This is a genomic window from Roseofilum halophilum BLCC-M91 (genome assembly GCF_030068445.1).
GTDB lineage: Bacteria > Cyanobacteriota > Cyanobacteriia > Cyanobacteriales > Desertifilaceae > Roseofilum > Roseofilum halophilum.
In genome coordinates this window covers 1-17581 of record NZ_JAQPOK010000025.1, presented here as the reverse complement: position 1 = coordinate 17581, position 17581 = coordinate 1, and the positions used below count along the sequence as shown (strand labels likewise).

Sequence of the window (17581 nt, the reverse complement as noted above, 5' to 3'; positions counted from 1 at the left end):
CGAGTGGGCAAGACACGGGGAAACGGGGACACGGGGACACGGAGAATGGGATGACTCTATGGAATTTAGGGGTATCTGAGGGCTGCTATAGATGGGGAAATGGGGAGAATCAACTCTTGCTCATGACTCAAGAGAGTGCCAGAGATGGTTAATACTAACGAGCTGATAGCCTTGTTCTAAGAGCATGGGTAAGATTTTCTTGGTGGTTTCTGCGACGCTCTGGCCGCCATAAATGCCGTCATGGAGAACAATCAGGGAACCGGGGCAAACGGTTTCTATGACGCGCTGAACGACTCTGGAAACGCCTGGATTAACCCAGTCTTCGGGAACGACTGTCCACATGACTGGGCGATAGTGCCATTGTTGCAAGAGTTTGAGGGTTTGGGGGGTGAAAAGCCCATTGGGAGGTCTCACATCCGGAAAGTGCGATCGCCTTTCGGGGTTTAGATCGCAGGCTTGAAGAATGGCGCTTTGGGTTCGGTATAAGTCTTGGTAGAGTTGCTCTGGAGTCAGTTGGGGAAAGTTGTGATGGGTATAGCCATGTAAACCGATCCAATGACCGCGATTGTAAACGGCTTTGGCCACTTGGGGATACTGTTCGACCCAGTATCCGAGCCAAAAAAAGTTGGCTTTGACGTTGTAGGTGTCTAAAACCTGTAAGAGTTCTGGGGTGTGTTGGGGATGGGGGCCATCATCAAAGGTGAGGGCGATCGCCTTTTGATGGGGATTTCCCTGCCATAAACATTGGGGAAATAAGGGTTTTAAGCCTTGATAGAGCAGAGGATAGAGAGGATAGAATTGCACGGTCACTTCCCCACTTAGGTGAGTAAACGATAACGCTCTAGCAAGGTTTCTAGGGTTGGGGTCAGGATCTCTTTTAAGTCTTCTGCGGATTGAAAGGAGAGACGGTTTTGGGGAGAGACATCAAAGGGAAATTGTCCCGGAAACTCAGATCGCTCCATTTGTGCGAGTAAGAGTTGTTCCGGTCGTTTGATAGAGAGAGCATATCCCATTTCTACACAGACATAGGGACTGGGGATCAGATGGGTTGTGTCTTGGGTTTCTACTTGCGTCACTGGAGTGCCATCGACAATGAAGAGTAAACTTTTGCGAATGCGACGCATGAGGGGATTATGGAGACGAATGGGGGCTTGATTGGGACGATGGGAAGATTCTAGAGTTAGGGTTAGGCGCGATCGCCGATTGAGATCCCTAATCGCTTCTTCTAAGGCTTCGTGTAACATCTGACTCGATTCTCCATACTCCTGCTGATAGCAGAAAAAGAGCATCGGATCGAGATGGGCCATGACTTCCTGTTTCGTGAAGTAAATCTCATGGCTGGTGAGGTCAATATTGGAGATGGCATACCCCCCACTGCCTTCGATATAAAATTCAATGGTTTCCCCTTGTAAATATCTCTGAAACCAAATCGATTGTTTAATGTCTTCGCTATCTTCGAGAAAATCCGCACGCAAAGCGGATTTGAGCAAACTTTGCTTACTCAACCGCATATCCGGGGGACGTTTTTCTAATTCTGCGATCGGTTCATACTCTTGGAGATACCAAGCCTTCAGCGCAATAATGGCCATAAGCTTTCAGACGGGAGAATTCTACTTATTGATTGTAGCGGATCGAGAAATTCTGCTGCTGATTTTCTGATGAAATTACTTTTAAAAGCACAACTGCACCCGAATAGTTCCCTGGAATCTTCCTTGCTTAGGTTAAGTCTATCTGGAGGGAAACGGGTTAACTTAAAACTAACTTAACTTCGCTTCTTTCACTCCCAGTTTGCTCACATTTAAGGAAAGATCAGCCACCGATTGGGTGCAGTTTGTACTTGGAGAGACAGATGATAGTGAAACAGTGTTTTACCTCTCAAACTAATGGTTACAACGAGACTGTTTAATCTGCCGGTGAAGCTTTCTTTCTAGCTCCATACTTTTAATATAGAGGATGGTTTAATTGGGATCAAGCAATTGAGATTAAACTTAACAATTACATCCCCTCTCCCTTGGGAGAGGGAGAGATAGGGTTTAGCCCCATGAGTCTAGATCTAGGGCTTGTGAGCCACCTTGTTCGAGTTGGATCAGGACTTGGCCGAGTTGATACCAAACCAAGCCACTGACAAAGAGGGTAACGGGGAGGGAAATCAAATAGGCGATCGCCGTAGGAAAGCCAAATACTGCCAACCCCGAAGACAGGAAGACACAAGCACCGGCAAAAATTCCCGTAAACGGAAACAGCAGTTTTGGCCCCTGAAGGCTGGTGATCTCATAATTGCTAGATTTAGATGACCAGATTTTGGCTGCTTCAGTCAATGTGGCATAAAAGGCTGCTCCTGATGTCAAGCTGACGAGCAAACCCATCACTAATAAAGCATAGGGGGGTTGGGCGGTATAGTACACGAATGCTACTCCTCGGTGGAAATAAAGACTTTTCCTAGGGAGTATACAGCGATTTCTTCTGCTATGAGTGGGTGAAAGTAGCGACAGAGGGCAACAGCAGAGCGGCTCGCTCTTTGGAAAAATCGGCCAAAGCCCCCCAAGCGGCATCGAGCAAGCGAGTGGGATGGATATCATCCTCAATTAAATGCCAGAGGCGCTGCACTTCCTCGGTATGGAGGCGGTTATTTTCTGTAAGGGCTAAGACAATTTGATGGCGTAAATATTGTCCTTCTTCCGAGAGCAGATATTGCAGGCCTAACTGGGCTGTGGGCATGATATCAAAGCCGCTATCGGAGCGAGCGATCGCCAGCATATTCTCTAAACGATCCCAACGGAACTTACCATCTTTAATCAAGACCTCTAACAAGCGCCGTCTCAGACTGGGGGTTTCTCCGGTGAGCAACCGTTGAGCCACATAGGGATAGGCAATTTCCACGATTCTAAAATCGGGATTAATGCTCAGAGCCAATCCTTCTTGAGTGACGAGCGATCGGATAATTAAGGCGAACTTCGCTGGAACTCGGAAGGGATACTCATACATAATTTCCGAGAACTTATCTGTAATCGTCTTAAAATTAAAGTCCCGAACACTTTCACCGATAATATCCCCAAACACCGCTTCTAGGGCAGGAATAATGGGTTGAATATCTGTATCTGGAGTCAGAAAACCGAGCTTCACAAAGTCTTCTGCTAATTCTGTATAATCCTTATTAATCAGATGAACGACTGCATCAACTAAGGTTTCTTTGGCTGTCTGATCCAATTGATCCATCATGCCAAAATCAATATAGCCCATTTGCGCCCCAATGCCTGAAGGCCCAGACAGAGCAAACAGGTTACCGGGATGGGGGTCAGCGTGGAAGAAACCAAACTCTAGTAACTGTTGCAGTCCGGTGTTTACGCCAATTCGGATGATTTTATCGGCATCTAAACCGGCTTGTTGAATTGCGTCGGTACTGGTGAGTTTATAGCCATTAATCCACTCTAGGGTAAGGACTTTTTTGGCGCAGTAATTCCAATAAATTTGGGGAACTTTGACTTGGGGATTATAACGGAAGTTTTCGCCAAATTTTTCGGCGTTTTTACCTTCATTAATGTAGTCAATTTCTTCAAACAGTTTTATGCCAAATTCCTCCACAATCAGGGTGAGGTCATGACCCAAGTTGAGGGGTAAGATGGGAGAGAGCCAACGGGCTGCCCATCGCATGAGGTATAAATCGAGGGTGAGAATGGGGATTAGGTTGGGGCGCTGGACTTTGATGGCGACTTCTTCCCCACTATGAAGCCGTCCTCGATAGACTTGGCCTAAACTTGCCGCCGCGACGGGATGGGGGGAAATATCCAGATACATTTGGGAGATGGAATAGCCCAGTTCTCTCTCGATAATGTCAAAGGCGGTTTGATTGGCAAAGGGAGGGAGTCGATCTTGAAGTTTGGTTAATTCTTCGAGGAAGTCTTTGCGGATCAGATCGGGGCGGGTTGAGAGGGCTTGTCCGACTTTGATATAGGTTGGCCCGAGGTGAGTGAGTAATTCCCGTAAGTCGGTGGCGCGTTTGGGGCGATTTTGTTCGGCTTGGTTGCTGATTTGATCCCATTTTAGGGAGAAGATAAACCCTAAAAAAGCCCCGACTAAAGTCACAATTCGATACAGACTTTGCCAAGGGCGGAATTTATAGTAGCTGGCGATCGCCTGGGGGTCGTATCTCCTGAGCTGCTCAAGTGGATGTTGCTTCACGCTCACTGATGCCTCTTGATAATCACAATTTTGACGATGCAAATTTTAGAATTCTATCTGCAAGGGATATTTTTTATCTTTTTCTTAACTATAGTACAAGAAACTTCAAAATTTCTCATTTTTTTGTAAAGGAATGTGAAGCGTTTGCCCTTGCCCTTACCGATGAGGGATTACCCGTGGGTCGCGCTAGACAAGCTGTTTTTTAGGCCAGTCACGACTCGTTCTTGTTGCTGGGGGGTCAATTCAGGGAACATGGGTAAAGAGAGAACCTCTTGACTCAGTTGCTCGGCGATCGCCAATTGCTGGGGCTGATAGCCTAAATCTTCATAAACGGGTTGCAGATGTAAAGGGAGAGGATAATAAACAGAGGCGATCGCGCCTTGCTCCCGGAGACGCAATCGCACTCGATCTCGATACTCTGAATCTGGCCCCTGTGGTCTCTGAATGCGAATGGTGTATTGATTCCAAACCGATTCTCCTCCCTCAAGGTCTTGGGGTAGCACAATACCGGGAACCGAGGCCAAGAGATGATGATAGCGATCGGCTACTTCTCGCCGTTGCTGATTCCATTGGGCTAAATACTTGAGCTTAATGGTTAAAATGGCCGCTTGTAGAGCATCTAAACGGGAATTAACCCCCGTGGCTTCATAAAGATAGCCACTGCGTCGCCCATGATCGCGTAACAGACGCACTCGATCGCCGATCGCCCCATCCTGAGTGGTCAGCGCTCCCCCATCACCACAGGCCGCCAAATTTTTAGTGGGGTAAAAACTAAAACAGCCCACATCCCCCCAACTGCCCACGGGAGAACCGGCCCAGGTCGCTCCAGTGGCTTGGGCACAATCTTCAATCACCCTTAAATGATGGGATTGGGCGATCGCCATTAACCGAGTCATGTCCACCGGTCGGCCAAACAAATGTACGGGAATAATAGCCTTAGTTTTAGGAGTAATAGCCGCCTCTACCTGGGACAGATCCAGATTAAACGACTCCTCCTCCACGTCCACAAATACCGGAGTTGCTCCTGCCAAAGCGATCGTTTCTGCTGTGGCAATAAACGTAAACGGGGTCGTAATCACCTCATCTCCGGGCCCCACTCCCACCGCTCGCAGAGCCAAATATAAAGCATCCGTTCCCGAATTACAGGCCACACAACGCTCCACACCCACCGCTTGGGCAAACTGTTCTTCAAAAGACTCCACCACCGGGCCACCAATGTAGCGACCCGAAGCCAAAAGTTCCAGTACCGCAGCTTCCACCTCCGAGGCGATCGCTTGGTATTGCTGGGTTAAATCAACAGGGGGAATGTTGTTCACTCGCTTACACCACAGTTTGCAATCTTTACTTTTAGACTCAATTCTTATGTCGGTCTATCCTACCAGCAAATCTCTAGGGAATAGGGAAAATCGATTGCCAAGTTCATAGGTAAAACAGTATCCTGCTTATGGAGTCTCTGCTTGAGCCAGGACATTTGTGATCTGGGATTGTGGATTGAACTGAGGAACTATGCCAACTTTGCGGAAATTTATTGGTGTGAGTGTGGGCGCTGCGTTCGCCGTGATAAATCCTAGCGTCAATGCTGTGGTTTTCGCGAGCGACCTACTCTTAGAAACGAGCCAACCTGAACCATCGTTTGAACCCCAGACCTCTCTGGAGAACCCAAAACCGGTCTCATCACAACCTCCCCTAGAGGTAGAGGAGAACTCTACAGACTCTAATCCAGTTGATGGGGTAGAAGGAGCGACAACCCCCTTAACGCCCTCGGAACCTGCACAAGCTTCGGAGTTGGGCACTCTAGAGAATTCGATGGCTGGCGATAATCGCCAAACGGTCGGGAATTCTCAAGCCGAGGAAGCCCTCAACACCCTAGCCACTCAACATTCCCAACAGCTCTCAGCAGAAGATAGTGCTTGGGTGAGTCGTCTACAAGGGGCCTTAACGTCCGATCCGACTCAAAATCCCCTCCCAGAAACCTTGGTTTCTCCTTATGTTGCCCAAAGTCCCTCGGATGCACTGGCTCCTCTCTATCTCGATCCGAGTCCAAACCCTCTGTTATTTCCTACCGATCCCTCAGAAGTTGCCATTGAAGGGACTCAACCGTTAACCCTGAAACAGGCGATCGCTTTAGCCCGGCGCAATAATATCGATCTACAGCGCTCTCAGCTTCAGTTAGAGCGATCGCAATCCCAACTCCGACAAGCCTTAGCCGCGAAGTTACCCACCCTAAACTTCCAATCCGGTCTGCAACGCTCTCAAAGCGCCAATAGCGAAATTAGCGCCCGCAATACAGACACCTCGACGGGCGATCCAGATTCTCCCACCAACTCCTTAACGGGGACGGTAGAACTGCGCTATGACTTGCTTACATCCGGCTTGCGATCGGCCAACATTACAGCAGCAGAAAAGCAAGTTCAGATTAATGCCCTCCAGGTGGAAGTGATTGAGGAACAGATCCGCCTTGATGTAGCAGAGCAGTATTATCGGTTGCAAGCAGCAGCAGAACAATTGCGGATTCGTCAACAGGCTCTGAGACAAGCCGAGCGCAGTTTACGGGATGCCCAGGCTTTAGAAGTGGCGGGGGTGGGGACTCGGTTCGCCGTGTTGCAAGCACAAGTGCAGGTAGCGAATGAACAGCAACGACTAACAGAGGCGATCGCCGATTTGAGAACCGCTCGGCGCACCCTTGCCCAAATCTTGAATCTGCCCCAAACCCTCGATGTATCCGCCGCCGACCCAGTAGAAATCGTCGGTCGTTGGCAACTGTCCCTCGACGACAGCGTTATTCTCGCCTACAAAAATCGGGCTGAACTCGAACAACGTTTAATCGAACGAGAACTCAATCAAGCCCAGCGTGATGCCCGGTTAGCCGGATTAAAGCCCCAAGTGAGCTTATTTGCCAATTACAACGCCCTCAAATTATGGTTTGATGACCCCTTACTCTCCCAAGGCGCTGGGGATGGCTATACCCTAGGAGCGCAACTCAACTGGACGCTCTACGATGGGGGGAGAATACGGGCCCAAGCCGATGTAGAAGAAACAGAAATTGAACTGGCCGAACAACAATTTGCCGATAACCGTAACCGCATTCGCTTAGAGGTTGAAGATGCCTATTTCCAACTCGTCTCTACGTTTGACAATATCCAAACCTCTATTGTGGGTCTAGCTCAAGCGGAAGAAGCTCTGCGACTGGCTCGACTGCGTTTTCAAGCTGGAGTCGGCACTCAGACGGATGTAATAAATTCGGAAACTGACCTCACCCAAGCCCAATTTAACCAAGTGCAAGCGATTTTGGGTTACAACGTGGCCGTGGCTCGTCTGCAACGAGCGATTAGTAATCTACCGGCTGCTCCTACTCCTTAGTGGACTGTGGAGACACGGGGACGCGGGGACGCGGGGACGCGGGGACGCGGGGACACGGGGACGCGGGGACACGGGGACGCGGGGACACGGGGACGCGGAGACGCGGGGACGCGGGGACGCGGGGACGCGGGGACGCGGGGACGCGGGGACGCGGGGACGCGGAGACGCGGGGACGCGGAGACGCGGGGACGCGGGGACGCGGGGACACGGAGACGCGGGGACGCGGGGACATGACCCATTGCCTCTTGCCCATTCCCTATTCCCTATTCCCCTATTCCCCCATCTCCCTATCCTTCTAAAAAGCGATGGACAACGCTTTCTGCTTGACAAAGCCGCTCAATAACCTGTTCTGCATCAATCAGCCGCTTGAGAACAACTTGGCCGATGGTTTGGTTGGTGGGAGAGTCAGCCATGGGTTTTACTTCCACCATGAGTACAGCCTCTTCAACTCGATAGAGCCATAGGGTTTGTTGATGCTCAACAATACCCATGTTGAGAGGCTCAATTTCTGGTTTCCTACGCCAAACCACTTCATTCCAAATTCCTCCAAATTCCCAGACACGGCCAATAATCCATCCATCTGATAAGAAAAAGTATTTTACAGACAAGGTTCGGGCACTCCACACAGATGTTTCTGACAATTAAAATAGCTTACAGTCCTTCGCGCGGTAATGGGTAATAGCAGGTTAATCCAGACATTCACTCTTTGATAGACTCAAACAAAAGACTCAAAAGCTTGTATAAAATCCTTGGCCACTTGAATCAAAGTAAAAGCATCTCGATCATCAATCCCCGAATCAAGATTATAATCACTCCGATTTCTCTGATCTTGAGCATCAATTAGAGCGCGATGGAAACTCCGTAAACGATCATTCTCTTTGGCAAAATCTCGCCCAAATGCACTAATAACCGCCGAGTGACTCGAAAAACTTAACCCTTGACCCAAAATAAACGCTGAAGCAATATAAAACATGGCATAGTAAGCCCGTGATACTGCCAAATCGGGCAAACCATTGTCTACGAGCAGCTCCGCACCCTGAATACTCCGCCGTGCCTTCTCTAAAAGTAGCCTTTGCTCCTGAGTCATACAATTATCCCCTCCCGCCGCACATTGAGAAAGAAAGCGCTATTCTCTTGTTTATAACGCTCCGCCGACACAAATGCCCGTGAAATCACAGTTTCATACTCCAGGGATAAGTCAGCAATAAACTCACTCGTCCTGTTAATCTCTTCTCGGTAATCAAAGGTTCTGTTTAAGACAATCAAAATATCAATATCAGAATCTTCTTTGGCATCACCGCGAGCCTGAGATCCATATAAAACCAAAGTATCCAAAGCATCCTGATAATGCTCGTACAACCATTGTTTAGCGATCGCCAGAATCGTTTCTAAATTTTTATTTTTCATCTCACCCCTTGACAAGAGCCAGATCTTAGTGTAGCTTAGTAAAGTGATGCGGGTATAGCTCAGTGGTAGAGCGTCACCTTGCCAAGGTGAATGTCGCGCGTTCGAATCGCGTTACCCGCTTTGAAAGTATAAGAGAAATTAGGATCTAGTTTAATCTTTGGGGTTAAACTAGATGAATAGGAAACGTTTGCCTTCAATCAACAGGATCAGAGCCGATCGCCTCTTCTCGTTTAGGATCGAGAAGGATCTCAATTCATCTGAAATTAGAGTAAGGGTGACTTGTGAAGTCCAAACAAGCTCAAAAAATTGATTTGAACACCGATGATTACCCTTGTCCTTGTCGTTGTCAAGGTCGTTTACAGCCGATTTTGCTGACGGAAGCCTTTGGATGCGATCGCTGTCAGAAAATTTTTGCGGTTGAAGAAAATAGCTATGTTTTGCAGCAGGTTTCCACCAGTTCTCCCTACAAGAAAACCTGGTACTGGACAGGGACGCAATGGGTAGCAACCCGTTCGGATTGGAAAGAATATTACTTACCGGTGGGTTTGTTGGTCATTTTAGTGTTACCCATTGTATGGTTATCCTTATATTTTCTGTTAGCGCCATCAGGGTCGAGTATCATGGTGTGGGTGTTCATTCCTTTAATGCTACTCCTGTTGCTGGCACTGATGAAATGGCTGGTGTATCGACGCTCTTCTTAATTGATGTAGATAACTGATCCATGACTTCATCCAATGACCTTTTGGAGGATGTGGGAGCTTCCCACCAAGCCTCTTTAATTTTATCGAAGACTCCGAGTCCTCTGCGCGATCGCGCCCTGAAGCTGATGGCAGAGGTTTTGGATGGCTCTATCGATCAAGTGTTAGAGGCTAATACCTTAGATTTGGAAACGTCCCGCGAGATGGCGGTTCCAGAGCTGATTTTAGAATGGCTTAAGTTAACCCCGGAGCGCATCCAACATGCGGTTAAAATCTTACAAAGATTGTCAGAGTTCCCTGACCCGCTTCAAGAGGTGATGAACGCTTCCTATCAAGTGGAAGAGGTACAAACCTATTGCCAGCGAATGCCTTTAGGGGTGGTGGCTTTGGTGTATGAAGCGTTTCCGGAGTTGGGGGCGATCGCCGCCGGATTATGCTTAAAAACGGGCAATAGCTTGATTTTACGGGGAGGCAGTGAATCTTCCCATACCAATTATGCGATCGCCCAAGCCCTACAAATGGCATTGGAGGAGGAGGGATTACCCAAAGATTCGTTGATCTTGTTACCTTCAGAAGAAGGCGCTCCCATTCGAGAGGTCATTCGGCAAGACCAGCAGATTGATTTGGTGATTCCCTACGGTCGGCCGTCGTTGGTGGAACAGGTGGTGCGACAGGCAACTGCACCGGTTTTGCGATCGGCCATGGGTAATTGTTATTTATATTGGGGCAATTCCGGCAGTTTAGATACAGTCCGTCATTTAATTCTGGATTCCCACGCCAGCGAACCCGATCCCGTGAATGCCATTGAAAAGGTCTTGATTGAAAACGGTCAAAGTTCTACGGCCATGGTTTCTTTGTGGAAGTCTTTGAAGGAAAAAGGGTTTGAACTCAGGGCAGATCCAGAATTAGCGGCTCAATATGAGGAGTTGAAACCCGCAGAACCGGAGGAATGGAATCAGGCGTACTTGGAAAAAATTGTCACGTTTAAGGTAGCGGACAATTTAGATGAGGCGATCGCCTGGATGAATGCCCATAGCAGTGGCCATGCCAATTGTTTAGTCACCCAATCCTATCACGAAAGTCGTCAGTTTGCCCTAGGCATTAACAGCGCTTCACTCTACATTAATGCCAGTCCCCGGTTTTATCGCTATCGCACCAGAGGCAATACGGTATTTTTAGGCATGTCCAATCAAAAAGGAGTGCGCCGAGGTTTGATTAATTTAGAAGCTCTAACCACAGTCAAATACATTATTCAAGGTAATAGGTAATGGGTAATAGACAAACCATTTTCCACGTTATATTCTACCTGATAACAGTGCAAAGTGCTGTATCAATCCATTCTATTGCCTTTTCCACTAATTCTGGATCTTCAGAATCAAACCATTGAATCTGCTCATTGGCTCCAAACCAAGTGCGCTGACGTTTGGCGAATTGACGGGTATGGAGAATGGTTAATTCTTCAGCCGTGGCTAAATCAATTTCTCCGGCTAAATATTGTTTTATTTCTCGATAGCCTAATGTGTCAAGTAAGGGCAAGTTAGCGCCATATTTTTCACAGAGGATTTCGACTTCTTCGACTAAGCCATCTTGAATCATTTTAGTGGTGCGTTGGGCAATTCTTGCTTGCAGATGTTCGGGTTGAAAACAATCTAAGCCAATTTGCCAAATGGGATAGCTGGGTGGGTTTTCTCCCTGCTGCTCGGAAATGGGAATGCCGGTGACATAGTAAACTTCGAGGGCGCGGAGGGTACGCACCCGATCGTTGGGATGGATTTTTGTCGTGGCTTGGGGATCGACTTGTTGCAGCATGGCGTAACATTGGGGTTGGGAGAGTGCTTGCAGTTGCGATCGCAATTTCGGCTGAGGTGCAACCCTCGGAATCTTCATCCCCGCAATGATCGAGCGAATATATAAGCCCGTTCCCCCCACCAAGAGGGGGATTTTACCTTGGTTCTGGAACCTATCAATTAGGCTCTGGGCTTGCTCTTGATACTCGGCAACTGTAAATAGGTCTTGTGGATTGCAGATATTAATTAGATAATGGGGAACTTGCCCCAGTTCATCCGGGGAGGGTTTGGCTGTACCGATGTCAAACTCCCGGTAAATTTGCCGGGAGTCAGCCCCCAGGATCGCCGTCTGTAAGTGCTTTGCCAAGGCGATCGCCAATCCCGATTTTCCCGTAGCCGTCGGCCCGCAAATCACAATCAGTGCTGGTTTCACTGGGTGCATCCCCCTCATAAAGTTCTTATAAAATTGCCTTAGTACCGTCTCTAACCCTTTTGTGCTAGAATTTTGGAGTATTTTGTCGTTTACTAGCTCACCGGGTCGTTTATAGCCCGCACACCAGGAGATAGCTTCACATGACCAGTAGTTATAGCGCCGAGCAGATTCAAGTTCTTGAAGGATTGGAACCCGTTCGGAAACGACCCGGAATGTATATTGGTTCAACCGGCCCTAGAGGACTCCATCATCTAGTGTACGAGGTGGTGGACAACTCCATCGATGAGGCTTTAGCAGGATATTGTACCCACATTGAAGTTGACCTCAATGCCGATGGTTCCGTCTCGGTTGCCGATGATGGGCGAGGTATTCCCACCGATATCCATCCTCGCACAGGAAAGTCCGCTTTGGAAACCGTAATGACCGTGTTGCACGCGGGCGGTAAGTTTGGCGGCGGTGGATATAAGGTGTCTGGAGGGTTGCACGGGGTTGGGGTTTCCGTGGTGAATGCCCTTTCGGAATGGGTAGAAGTGACGGTTTATCGGGAAAAAGAACGCCATACCCAACGCTACGAACGGGGGGTTCCGGTGACGGAGCTGATCAAGACGAAGCAAGACGAAGGGCTTACGGGAACGTCGGTTGATTTTCGTCCGGATGAGCAGATTTTTACCACGGGGATTGAGTTTGAATATGATACCATAGCCCGTCGGTTGCGGGAGTTGGCCTATCTGAATGCTGGGGTGAAAATTACGTTTTCTGACCATCGATTGACTCCGGCGAAAGTGGAGAGCTACAAGTATGATGGGGGCATTCAAGAATATGTGGCCTATATTAATCGGGAAAAAACCGCTCTGCATGAAGAAATCATTTATATGAATGCCGAGAAGAATAATGTGCAGGTGGAGGTGGCGCTTCAGTGGTGTACGGATGCCTATTCGGATAATTTGTTGGGCTTTGCTAATAATATTCGCACCATTGATGGGGGAACCCATTTGGAGGGGTTGAAAACGGTGCTGACGCGGACGATGAATGCGATCGCCCGCAAACGGAATAAGTTGAAGGAAAATAATGCTAATCTGGCCGGGGAAAATATCCGGGAAGGCTTAACCGGTGTGGTTTCGGTGAAGGTTCCCGATCCGGAGTTTGAAGGGCAGACGAAAACGAAACTGGGAAATACGGAAGTCCGAGGCATTGTAGATTCCCTGGTGGGCGAGTATTTAAATGAGTTTTTGGAGTTTCGCCCCGCCGTGGGGGATGCGATTCTGGAAAAGGCAATTCAGGCGTTTAATGCGGCAGAAGCGGCTCGTCGAGCCAGGGAGTTGGTGCGCCGGAAATCGGTGTTGGAAAGTTCCACATTGCCGGGTAAATTGGCCGATTGTAGTACGAGAGATCCGTCGGAATCGGAGATTTTTTTGGTGGAGGGAGATAGTGCAGGGGGTTCAGCCAAACAGGGGCGCGATCGCCGCTTTCAAGCAATTTTACCCTTGCGCGGTAAAATCTTGAATATCGAGAAAACGGACGATGCCAAGATCTACAAAAATAATGAAATCCAATCCCTGATTACCGCATTGGGTTTAGGCATTAAGGGCGAAGAGTTTAATGCGGAGCAGTTACGCTACCATCGGGTGGTAATTATGACTGATGCGGACGTAGACGGGGCCCATATTCGTACCCTGCTGTTAACCTTTTTCTATCGCTATCAACGGGATTTAGTCGATCAAGGCTATATTTATATTGCCTGTCCGCCGTTGTACAAATTGGAGCGCGGCAAACGGCACTACTATTGTTATACCGATCGCGAACTGCAAGAGCAAATTCGCCAATTTCCCGATAACGCCAATTACAACATCCAACGGTTCAAAGGGTTGGGAGAAATGATGCCCGCTCAGTTGTGGGATACCACCATGAACCCAGAAACCCGGATGATGAAACGGGTGGAAATTGAGGATGCAGCAGAGGCAGACCGTATTTTTACCGTGTTAATGGGCGATCGCGTCGCTCCCCGTCGCGAATTTATCGAAACCTACGGGCCCAAATTAAACCTGGCTGACTTGGATATTTAATACAGCGCTTTGGGATTCGCGGAAAAGACAAACATCTTGCTCGCTGACTTTCTCTAGCGGGCAAGATGCCCGCACTCTCTCAATCGATTGATACAGCGCTTCGCGCTGTATGTCAATTTTTCGGCAATCTCAACAATTTTTCGCCGATATCTTCGTGCAGCAGCACATAGAAACAGGGAATCATAAACAAGGTTAACAGGGTTGCCAAGGATAAACCCGAAAAGACCACCACGCCTAACGGTTGCAAGAATTCTCCCCCTTCTCCTGAACCGACGGCTAAGGGAAATAAGCCTAAAACGGTGGTAATGGTGGTCATTAAAATCGGGCGCAGTCGTTGGGGAGCAGCCCTTAAAATGGCGCTGCGATAATCGAGTCCGGATTCGGCGCGAATTTGATTGGCTAGTTCCACCATAATAATCGCGTTATTGACCACAATTCCGACTAATAAAACGCCACCGACTAACACCGTAGCCCCGATCGCCGTTTCCGTCAGGTACAATCCTAAAATTCCCCCCGCCAGAGCCAGGGGAACCGTGAGCATAATCACCAAGGGATCGATCAAAGAATTATATTGAACCGCCATCACCACAAACACCAGGAAAGCCGCCAAACCGCCGAGAACAACAATAGACTCTTGTAATTGTTGATTCGACTCAGCCGCAACCGACGGCAGAACTCGCGCCCCTGGGGGCAGTTCCAAGTTCTCTAAAGCCGCTTCCACTTCTGCTAGAGCATCACTTAAACTCGCGCCCTGACTCAAACGGCCCACAATCAAAAATACCGATCGCCCATTAATGCGTTGAATCTCTGCCGGAGCAGTTCCCTTATCCAAACGGGCTATATCTTGTAGACGAATGGGGCGGGGGTTGGTGAGCGTAGTCGAACCACTGTTTTGTGAAAATAAAGGCATTTGCCGCAGTTCTTCCACGCTCTGCAGAGCCTGGTCATCCAACTGTACGCGGATATCCACCAGCCGATTCCCCCGTTGTAGCTCCGTGGGAACCGTTCCCGATATGGCCGTCTCCAAGGTTTCCCCTAACTCCTGGGCAGTGACCCCAAAATCCGCCATTCTTTCCCAGTCAGGACGGATTTGCACTTCCAGTTGCGAGGGGTCAGCATCCGGGCGAAATTGGGCTAAGGTCACGTTTTCATCTAAGGCTTGCAGAACTTGGCGACCCGCCCCAGCCAGAATATCCGGATCTTCAATGCCATCGGGGCCCAAGGCCGCAGAAATAGCTAAATCAATATCGCCGCGCACCGGGGAATTATTCAAGATTAAGCCGCGCACGGAATCGGGAAACAAGCGCAGCCGAATATTGACCAAATTCAGGTCATTGAGTTGGCGTTGCACATTTTCCACAAACGTCTGCATACTGCTGTCGGGTTTCAGGGTAATGGTGCTACTAGAGCGTAGCAAGTTGGCAATGGTGAGATTAGCAAACAAAAATCCGCCGGTGGTGGTAAAGGCGTATTCGGTTTCCGGTTGCTCTAGCAAAACCCGATCCACCGCTTCCATCACTTTCTGGTTGGTTTCGAGGTTGGTTCCAGGGGGAAACTGGGCGAATAAACGGGCTTGTCCGGTGTTGATTTGGGGCAGCAGTTCCTGGGGAATTTCTGACGCGAGGCGAACGCTGCCAAAACCGAGAATCAGCACGGCTAAGGCGATCGCCAGAATTCGCAGCCGAATCACCCCCCTTAATATCCGTCCATAGCCCCCTGTAATCAGCAGGAACTGCTGGTTAAACCAGCGTAAGGGCCCCATCTGGTCTAAGCCGCTTGACCTACGCACGCGCAATAATCGGGAGGTGAGCATGGGCACGACAGTTAAGGCCACAATCATCGAGGCCGCCACGGAAAAGCTAATGGTGAGGATCAGTTCATTGAAGAGCAGGGAGAAGAAGCCGCCAATTAGCACAAAGGGTAAGACGGCCACTAGGTTGGTGGAGGTGGAGGCTAAGAGGGCTGATTCGAGCTGACTGGCGGCTTTTTGTGCTTCTAGATAGGGTGAGATGGGCAGATCTCGATCCCCCCCAGCCCCCCTTTCTAAGGGGGATTTAGGGGGATCTAAATCTAAGGTGTCCCCTTCGACTCCGCTCAGGGGACGATCTGAGTGCAGTCGAGGACTGGTCTCTGAGCGGAGTCGAAGAGACTGATGTTGGCTGACCATATTTTCCAACATCACAATGGAGTTATCGACCACAATTCCCACCCCTAAAGCCAGTCCTCCCAAACTGAAGACATTGAGGGAGAGACCAAAGGCGAACATGAGGATAGTCGCGGTGAGGGTGGCTAGGGGAATGGCGAGGACGACGATCAGGGTTTGCCGTAGGGAACCCAGGAAGAGGAGAACGGCGATCGCCGCTAGACCCGATCCGGTTAATCCGGCGATGATCACATTGCGAATTGATTGGCGAATAAACTGGGATTCATCCAAGGTGGGGGTCAAAATCATATCATCGGGAATGATGCCCCCGGAGCGCATCTCCTCAATCCTGGCTTTCACAGCATCAACGACTTGCACCGTATTCGCTTCGGGCTGTTTTTGCACGCTCACTTTAACCGCCGGAATCCCATTCAGGGAAACCAAGACCTGTTGCCGTTCTGTGCCATCAATCACTTGGGCAAAGTCCCGCAAATAGACTTGACGAGAGGAGGGGGAACCGTCGAGATCAAAGGAGAGATCGAGGATATCCTGGGCATTTTCAAAGCGACCGATGGTACGGGTAAGGCTCTCTGTAGGGATGTTTCGCAGCCGTCCCCCCGAACTGTCTAAGTTGCGATCGCGTAAATTATCTAAAACCTGGTCAATCGTTATGCCTAAACTCGTCATCCGTTTCAGGTCTAGATTCACCTGTATTTCCTCTTGCAGTCCTCCCGACACATCCACGGAAGCCACCCCAGGGACAACCGTCAGCTCCCGCGCCAATTCTTGATCCCCAAACACCCGTAAATCCACTCCTTGCAATCGGGGAGAAGTGAGGGCAAATTCATACACCGGCAGTTGGGAGGGGTCAAACTTAAAGATGCGCGGCGGTTCCAGATCGTCCGGCAGTTGGTTAATCGTGCGGTTTAAGGTAGCCGTGGCATCATTGAGGGCTTGGTCAATATCACTACCGGGATTAAAATAGAGATTGAGGGAAACGCGACCTTCGCGGGTTTCGGAAAACACTTGTACCACCCCCTCAGTGGCGGAAAGCCCTTCTTCTAGGGGGCGAGTGACTTCATCAACCGCCACTTGCGGCGCGATGCCAGGGGTATCAACACGCACCCCAATCCGAGGATAGGTGATAGCAGGAAGCAGGTCAACCGGGAGCTGACTGAGGGCAAAGAACCCAACGACAATCACCGCAATGGTGAGCATCAGGGTTCCGATATGCCGACGAATGGCGATCGCGCTTAAACTTAAGTTAGCTCGGCTCATAGGATAGGGAATGGGGAATAGGGAAGGGGGAATGGGGAATGGGAGAACCGCAGCCAAACCGGTACATTTGAGTCTTGGTCAACCCAATTTTCTTTTGACATCCTCACCGCCCTAGAAGGACGGTGATTCCTAAATCTCACAATTTAGGTTTCTGCTTCATAGCAGTTGCCTTCACAGATTTACTCTGCTCTGGTCTTACACTCGCTCCACAGACTGACACCGCAAGTCCTGCG

The 17581-nt window shown here is 49.3% G+C and carries 14 protein-coding genes and 1 tRNA gene; 5 read left to right on the top strand and 10 right to left on the bottom strand.

Features of this window, described 5'->3' with window-relative positions:
* Positions 1–120: 120 nt before the first annotated feature.
* From PJF56_RS03360 to PJF56_RS03340, 5 genes are all read right to left on the bottom strand, one after another.
* Positions 121–804: a polysaccharide deacetylase family protein gene (locus PJF56_RS03360; protein WP_283761230.1), complete on the bottom strand. Its 684-nt coding sequence runs from the start codon at positions 802–804 to the stop codon at positions 121–123.
* A gap of 14 nt (positions 805–818) precedes the next feature.
* Entirely contained in the window at positions 819–1589 is a 771-nt protein-coding gene (locus PJF56_RS03355) for a hypothetical protein (protein ID WP_283761229.1), read from the bottom strand.
* A gap of 444 nt (positions 1590–2033) precedes the next feature.
* A complete protein-coding gene (locus PJF56_RS03350; RefSeq protein WP_283761228.1) occupies positions 2034–2405 on the bottom strand; it encodes a hypothetical protein in 372 nt (123 codons plus the stop codon).
* A 61-nt stretch (positions 2406–2466) separates the two neighbouring features.
* Positions 2467–4179: an ABC1 kinase family protein gene (locus tag PJF56_RS03345; protein ID WP_283761227.1), complete on the bottom strand. Its 1713-nt coding sequence runs from the start codon at positions 4177–4179 to the stop codon at positions 2467–2469.
* Positions 4180–4349: 170 nt separating this feature from the next.
* Entirely contained in the window at positions 4350–5495 is a 1146-nt protein-coding gene (locus PJF56_RS03340; RefSeq protein WP_283761226.1) for a DegT/DnrJ/EryC1/StrS family aminotransferase, read from the bottom strand.
* Between the two features lie 190 nt (positions 5496–5685).
* On the opposite strand from PJF56_RS03340, the gene PJF56_RS03335 reads away from it, so the two are divergent.
* Positions 5686–7539 (top strand): TolC family protein, encoded by a 1854-nt coding sequence (locus PJF56_RS03335; RefSeq protein WP_283761225.1) that lies wholly within the window; start codon positions 5686–5688, stop codon positions 7537–7539.
* A gap of 287 nt (positions 7540–7826) precedes the next feature.
* On the opposite strand, the gene PJF56_RS03330 is transcribed toward PJF56_RS03335, so the two are convergent.
* From PJF56_RS03330 to PJF56_RS03320, 3 genes are all read right to left on the bottom strand, one after another.
* Positions 7827–8147: a hypothetical protein gene (locus tag PJF56_RS03330; RefSeq protein WP_283761224.1), complete on the bottom strand. Its 321-nt coding sequence runs from the start codon at positions 8145–8147 to the stop codon at positions 7827–7829.
* Between the two features lie 107 nt (positions 8148–8254).
* Positions 8255–8626: a HEPN domain-containing protein gene (locus tag PJF56_RS03325; protein ID WP_283761223.1), complete on the bottom strand. Its 372-nt coding sequence runs from the start codon at positions 8624–8626 to the stop codon at positions 8255–8257.
* A complete protein-coding gene (locus PJF56_RS03320; protein WP_283761222.1) occupies positions 8623–8946 on the bottom strand; it encodes a nucleotidyltransferase domain-containing protein in 324 nt (107 codons plus the stop codon). Before PJF56_RS03320 ends, PJF56_RS03325 begins: the two co-directional genes overlap by 4 nt.
* 48 nt (positions 8947–8994) lie before the next feature.
* Between PJF56_RS03320 and PJF56_RS03315 the strand changes: the two genes are divergently transcribed.
* The 3 genes from PJF56_RS03315 to PJF56_RS03305 all read left to right on the top strand — a co-directional run bounded on the left by PJF56_RS03315 (position 8995) and on the right by PJF56_RS03305 (position 10912).
* Positions 8995–9066: transfer RNA gene (locus PJF56_RS03315), tRNA-Gly, on the top strand.
* Between the two features lie 161 nt (positions 9067–9227).
* A complete protein-coding gene (locus PJF56_RS03310) occupies positions 9228–9647 on the top strand; it encodes a hypothetical protein (RefSeq protein ID WP_283761221.1) in 420 nt (139 codons plus the stop codon).
* 20 nt (positions 9648–9667) lie between these two features.
* A complete protein-coding gene (locus PJF56_RS03305; RefSeq protein WP_283761220.1) occupies positions 9668–10912 on the top strand; it encodes a glutamate-5-semialdehyde dehydrogenase in 1245 nt (414 codons plus the stop codon).
* Positions 10913–10946: 34 nt separating this feature from the next.
* On the opposite strand, the gene miaA is transcribed toward PJF56_RS03305, so the two are convergent.
* Positions 10947–11873: a tRNA (adenosine(37)-N6)-dimethylallyltransferase MiaA gene (gene miaA / locus PJF56_RS03300; RefSeq protein WP_430540869.1), complete on the bottom strand. Its 927-nt coding sequence runs from the start codon at positions 11871–11873 to the stop codon at positions 10947–10949.
* Positions 11874–12004: 131 nt separating this feature from the next.
* On the opposite strand from miaA, the gene gyrB reads away from it, so the two are divergent.
* Positions 12005–13927 carry a DNA topoisomerase (ATP-hydrolyzing) subunit B gene (gene gyrB / locus PJF56_RS03295; RefSeq protein ID WP_283761218.1) on the top strand — a complete coding sequence of 641 codons (1923 nt, stop codon included), beginning with the start codon at positions 12005–12007 and terminating at the stop codon, positions 13925–13927.
* Between the two features lie 112 nt (positions 13928–14039).
* Here gyrB and PJF56_RS03290 read toward each other — a convergent pair whose 3' ends face one another.
* The gene (locus PJF56_RS03290) at positions 14040–17348 is read right to left on the bottom strand and encodes an efflux RND transporter permease subunit (protein ID WP_283761217.1); all 3309 of its coding nucleotides are present in this window, start codon (positions 17346–17348) and stop codon (positions 14040–14042) included.
* Positions 17349–17581 lie beyond the last annotated feature (233 nt).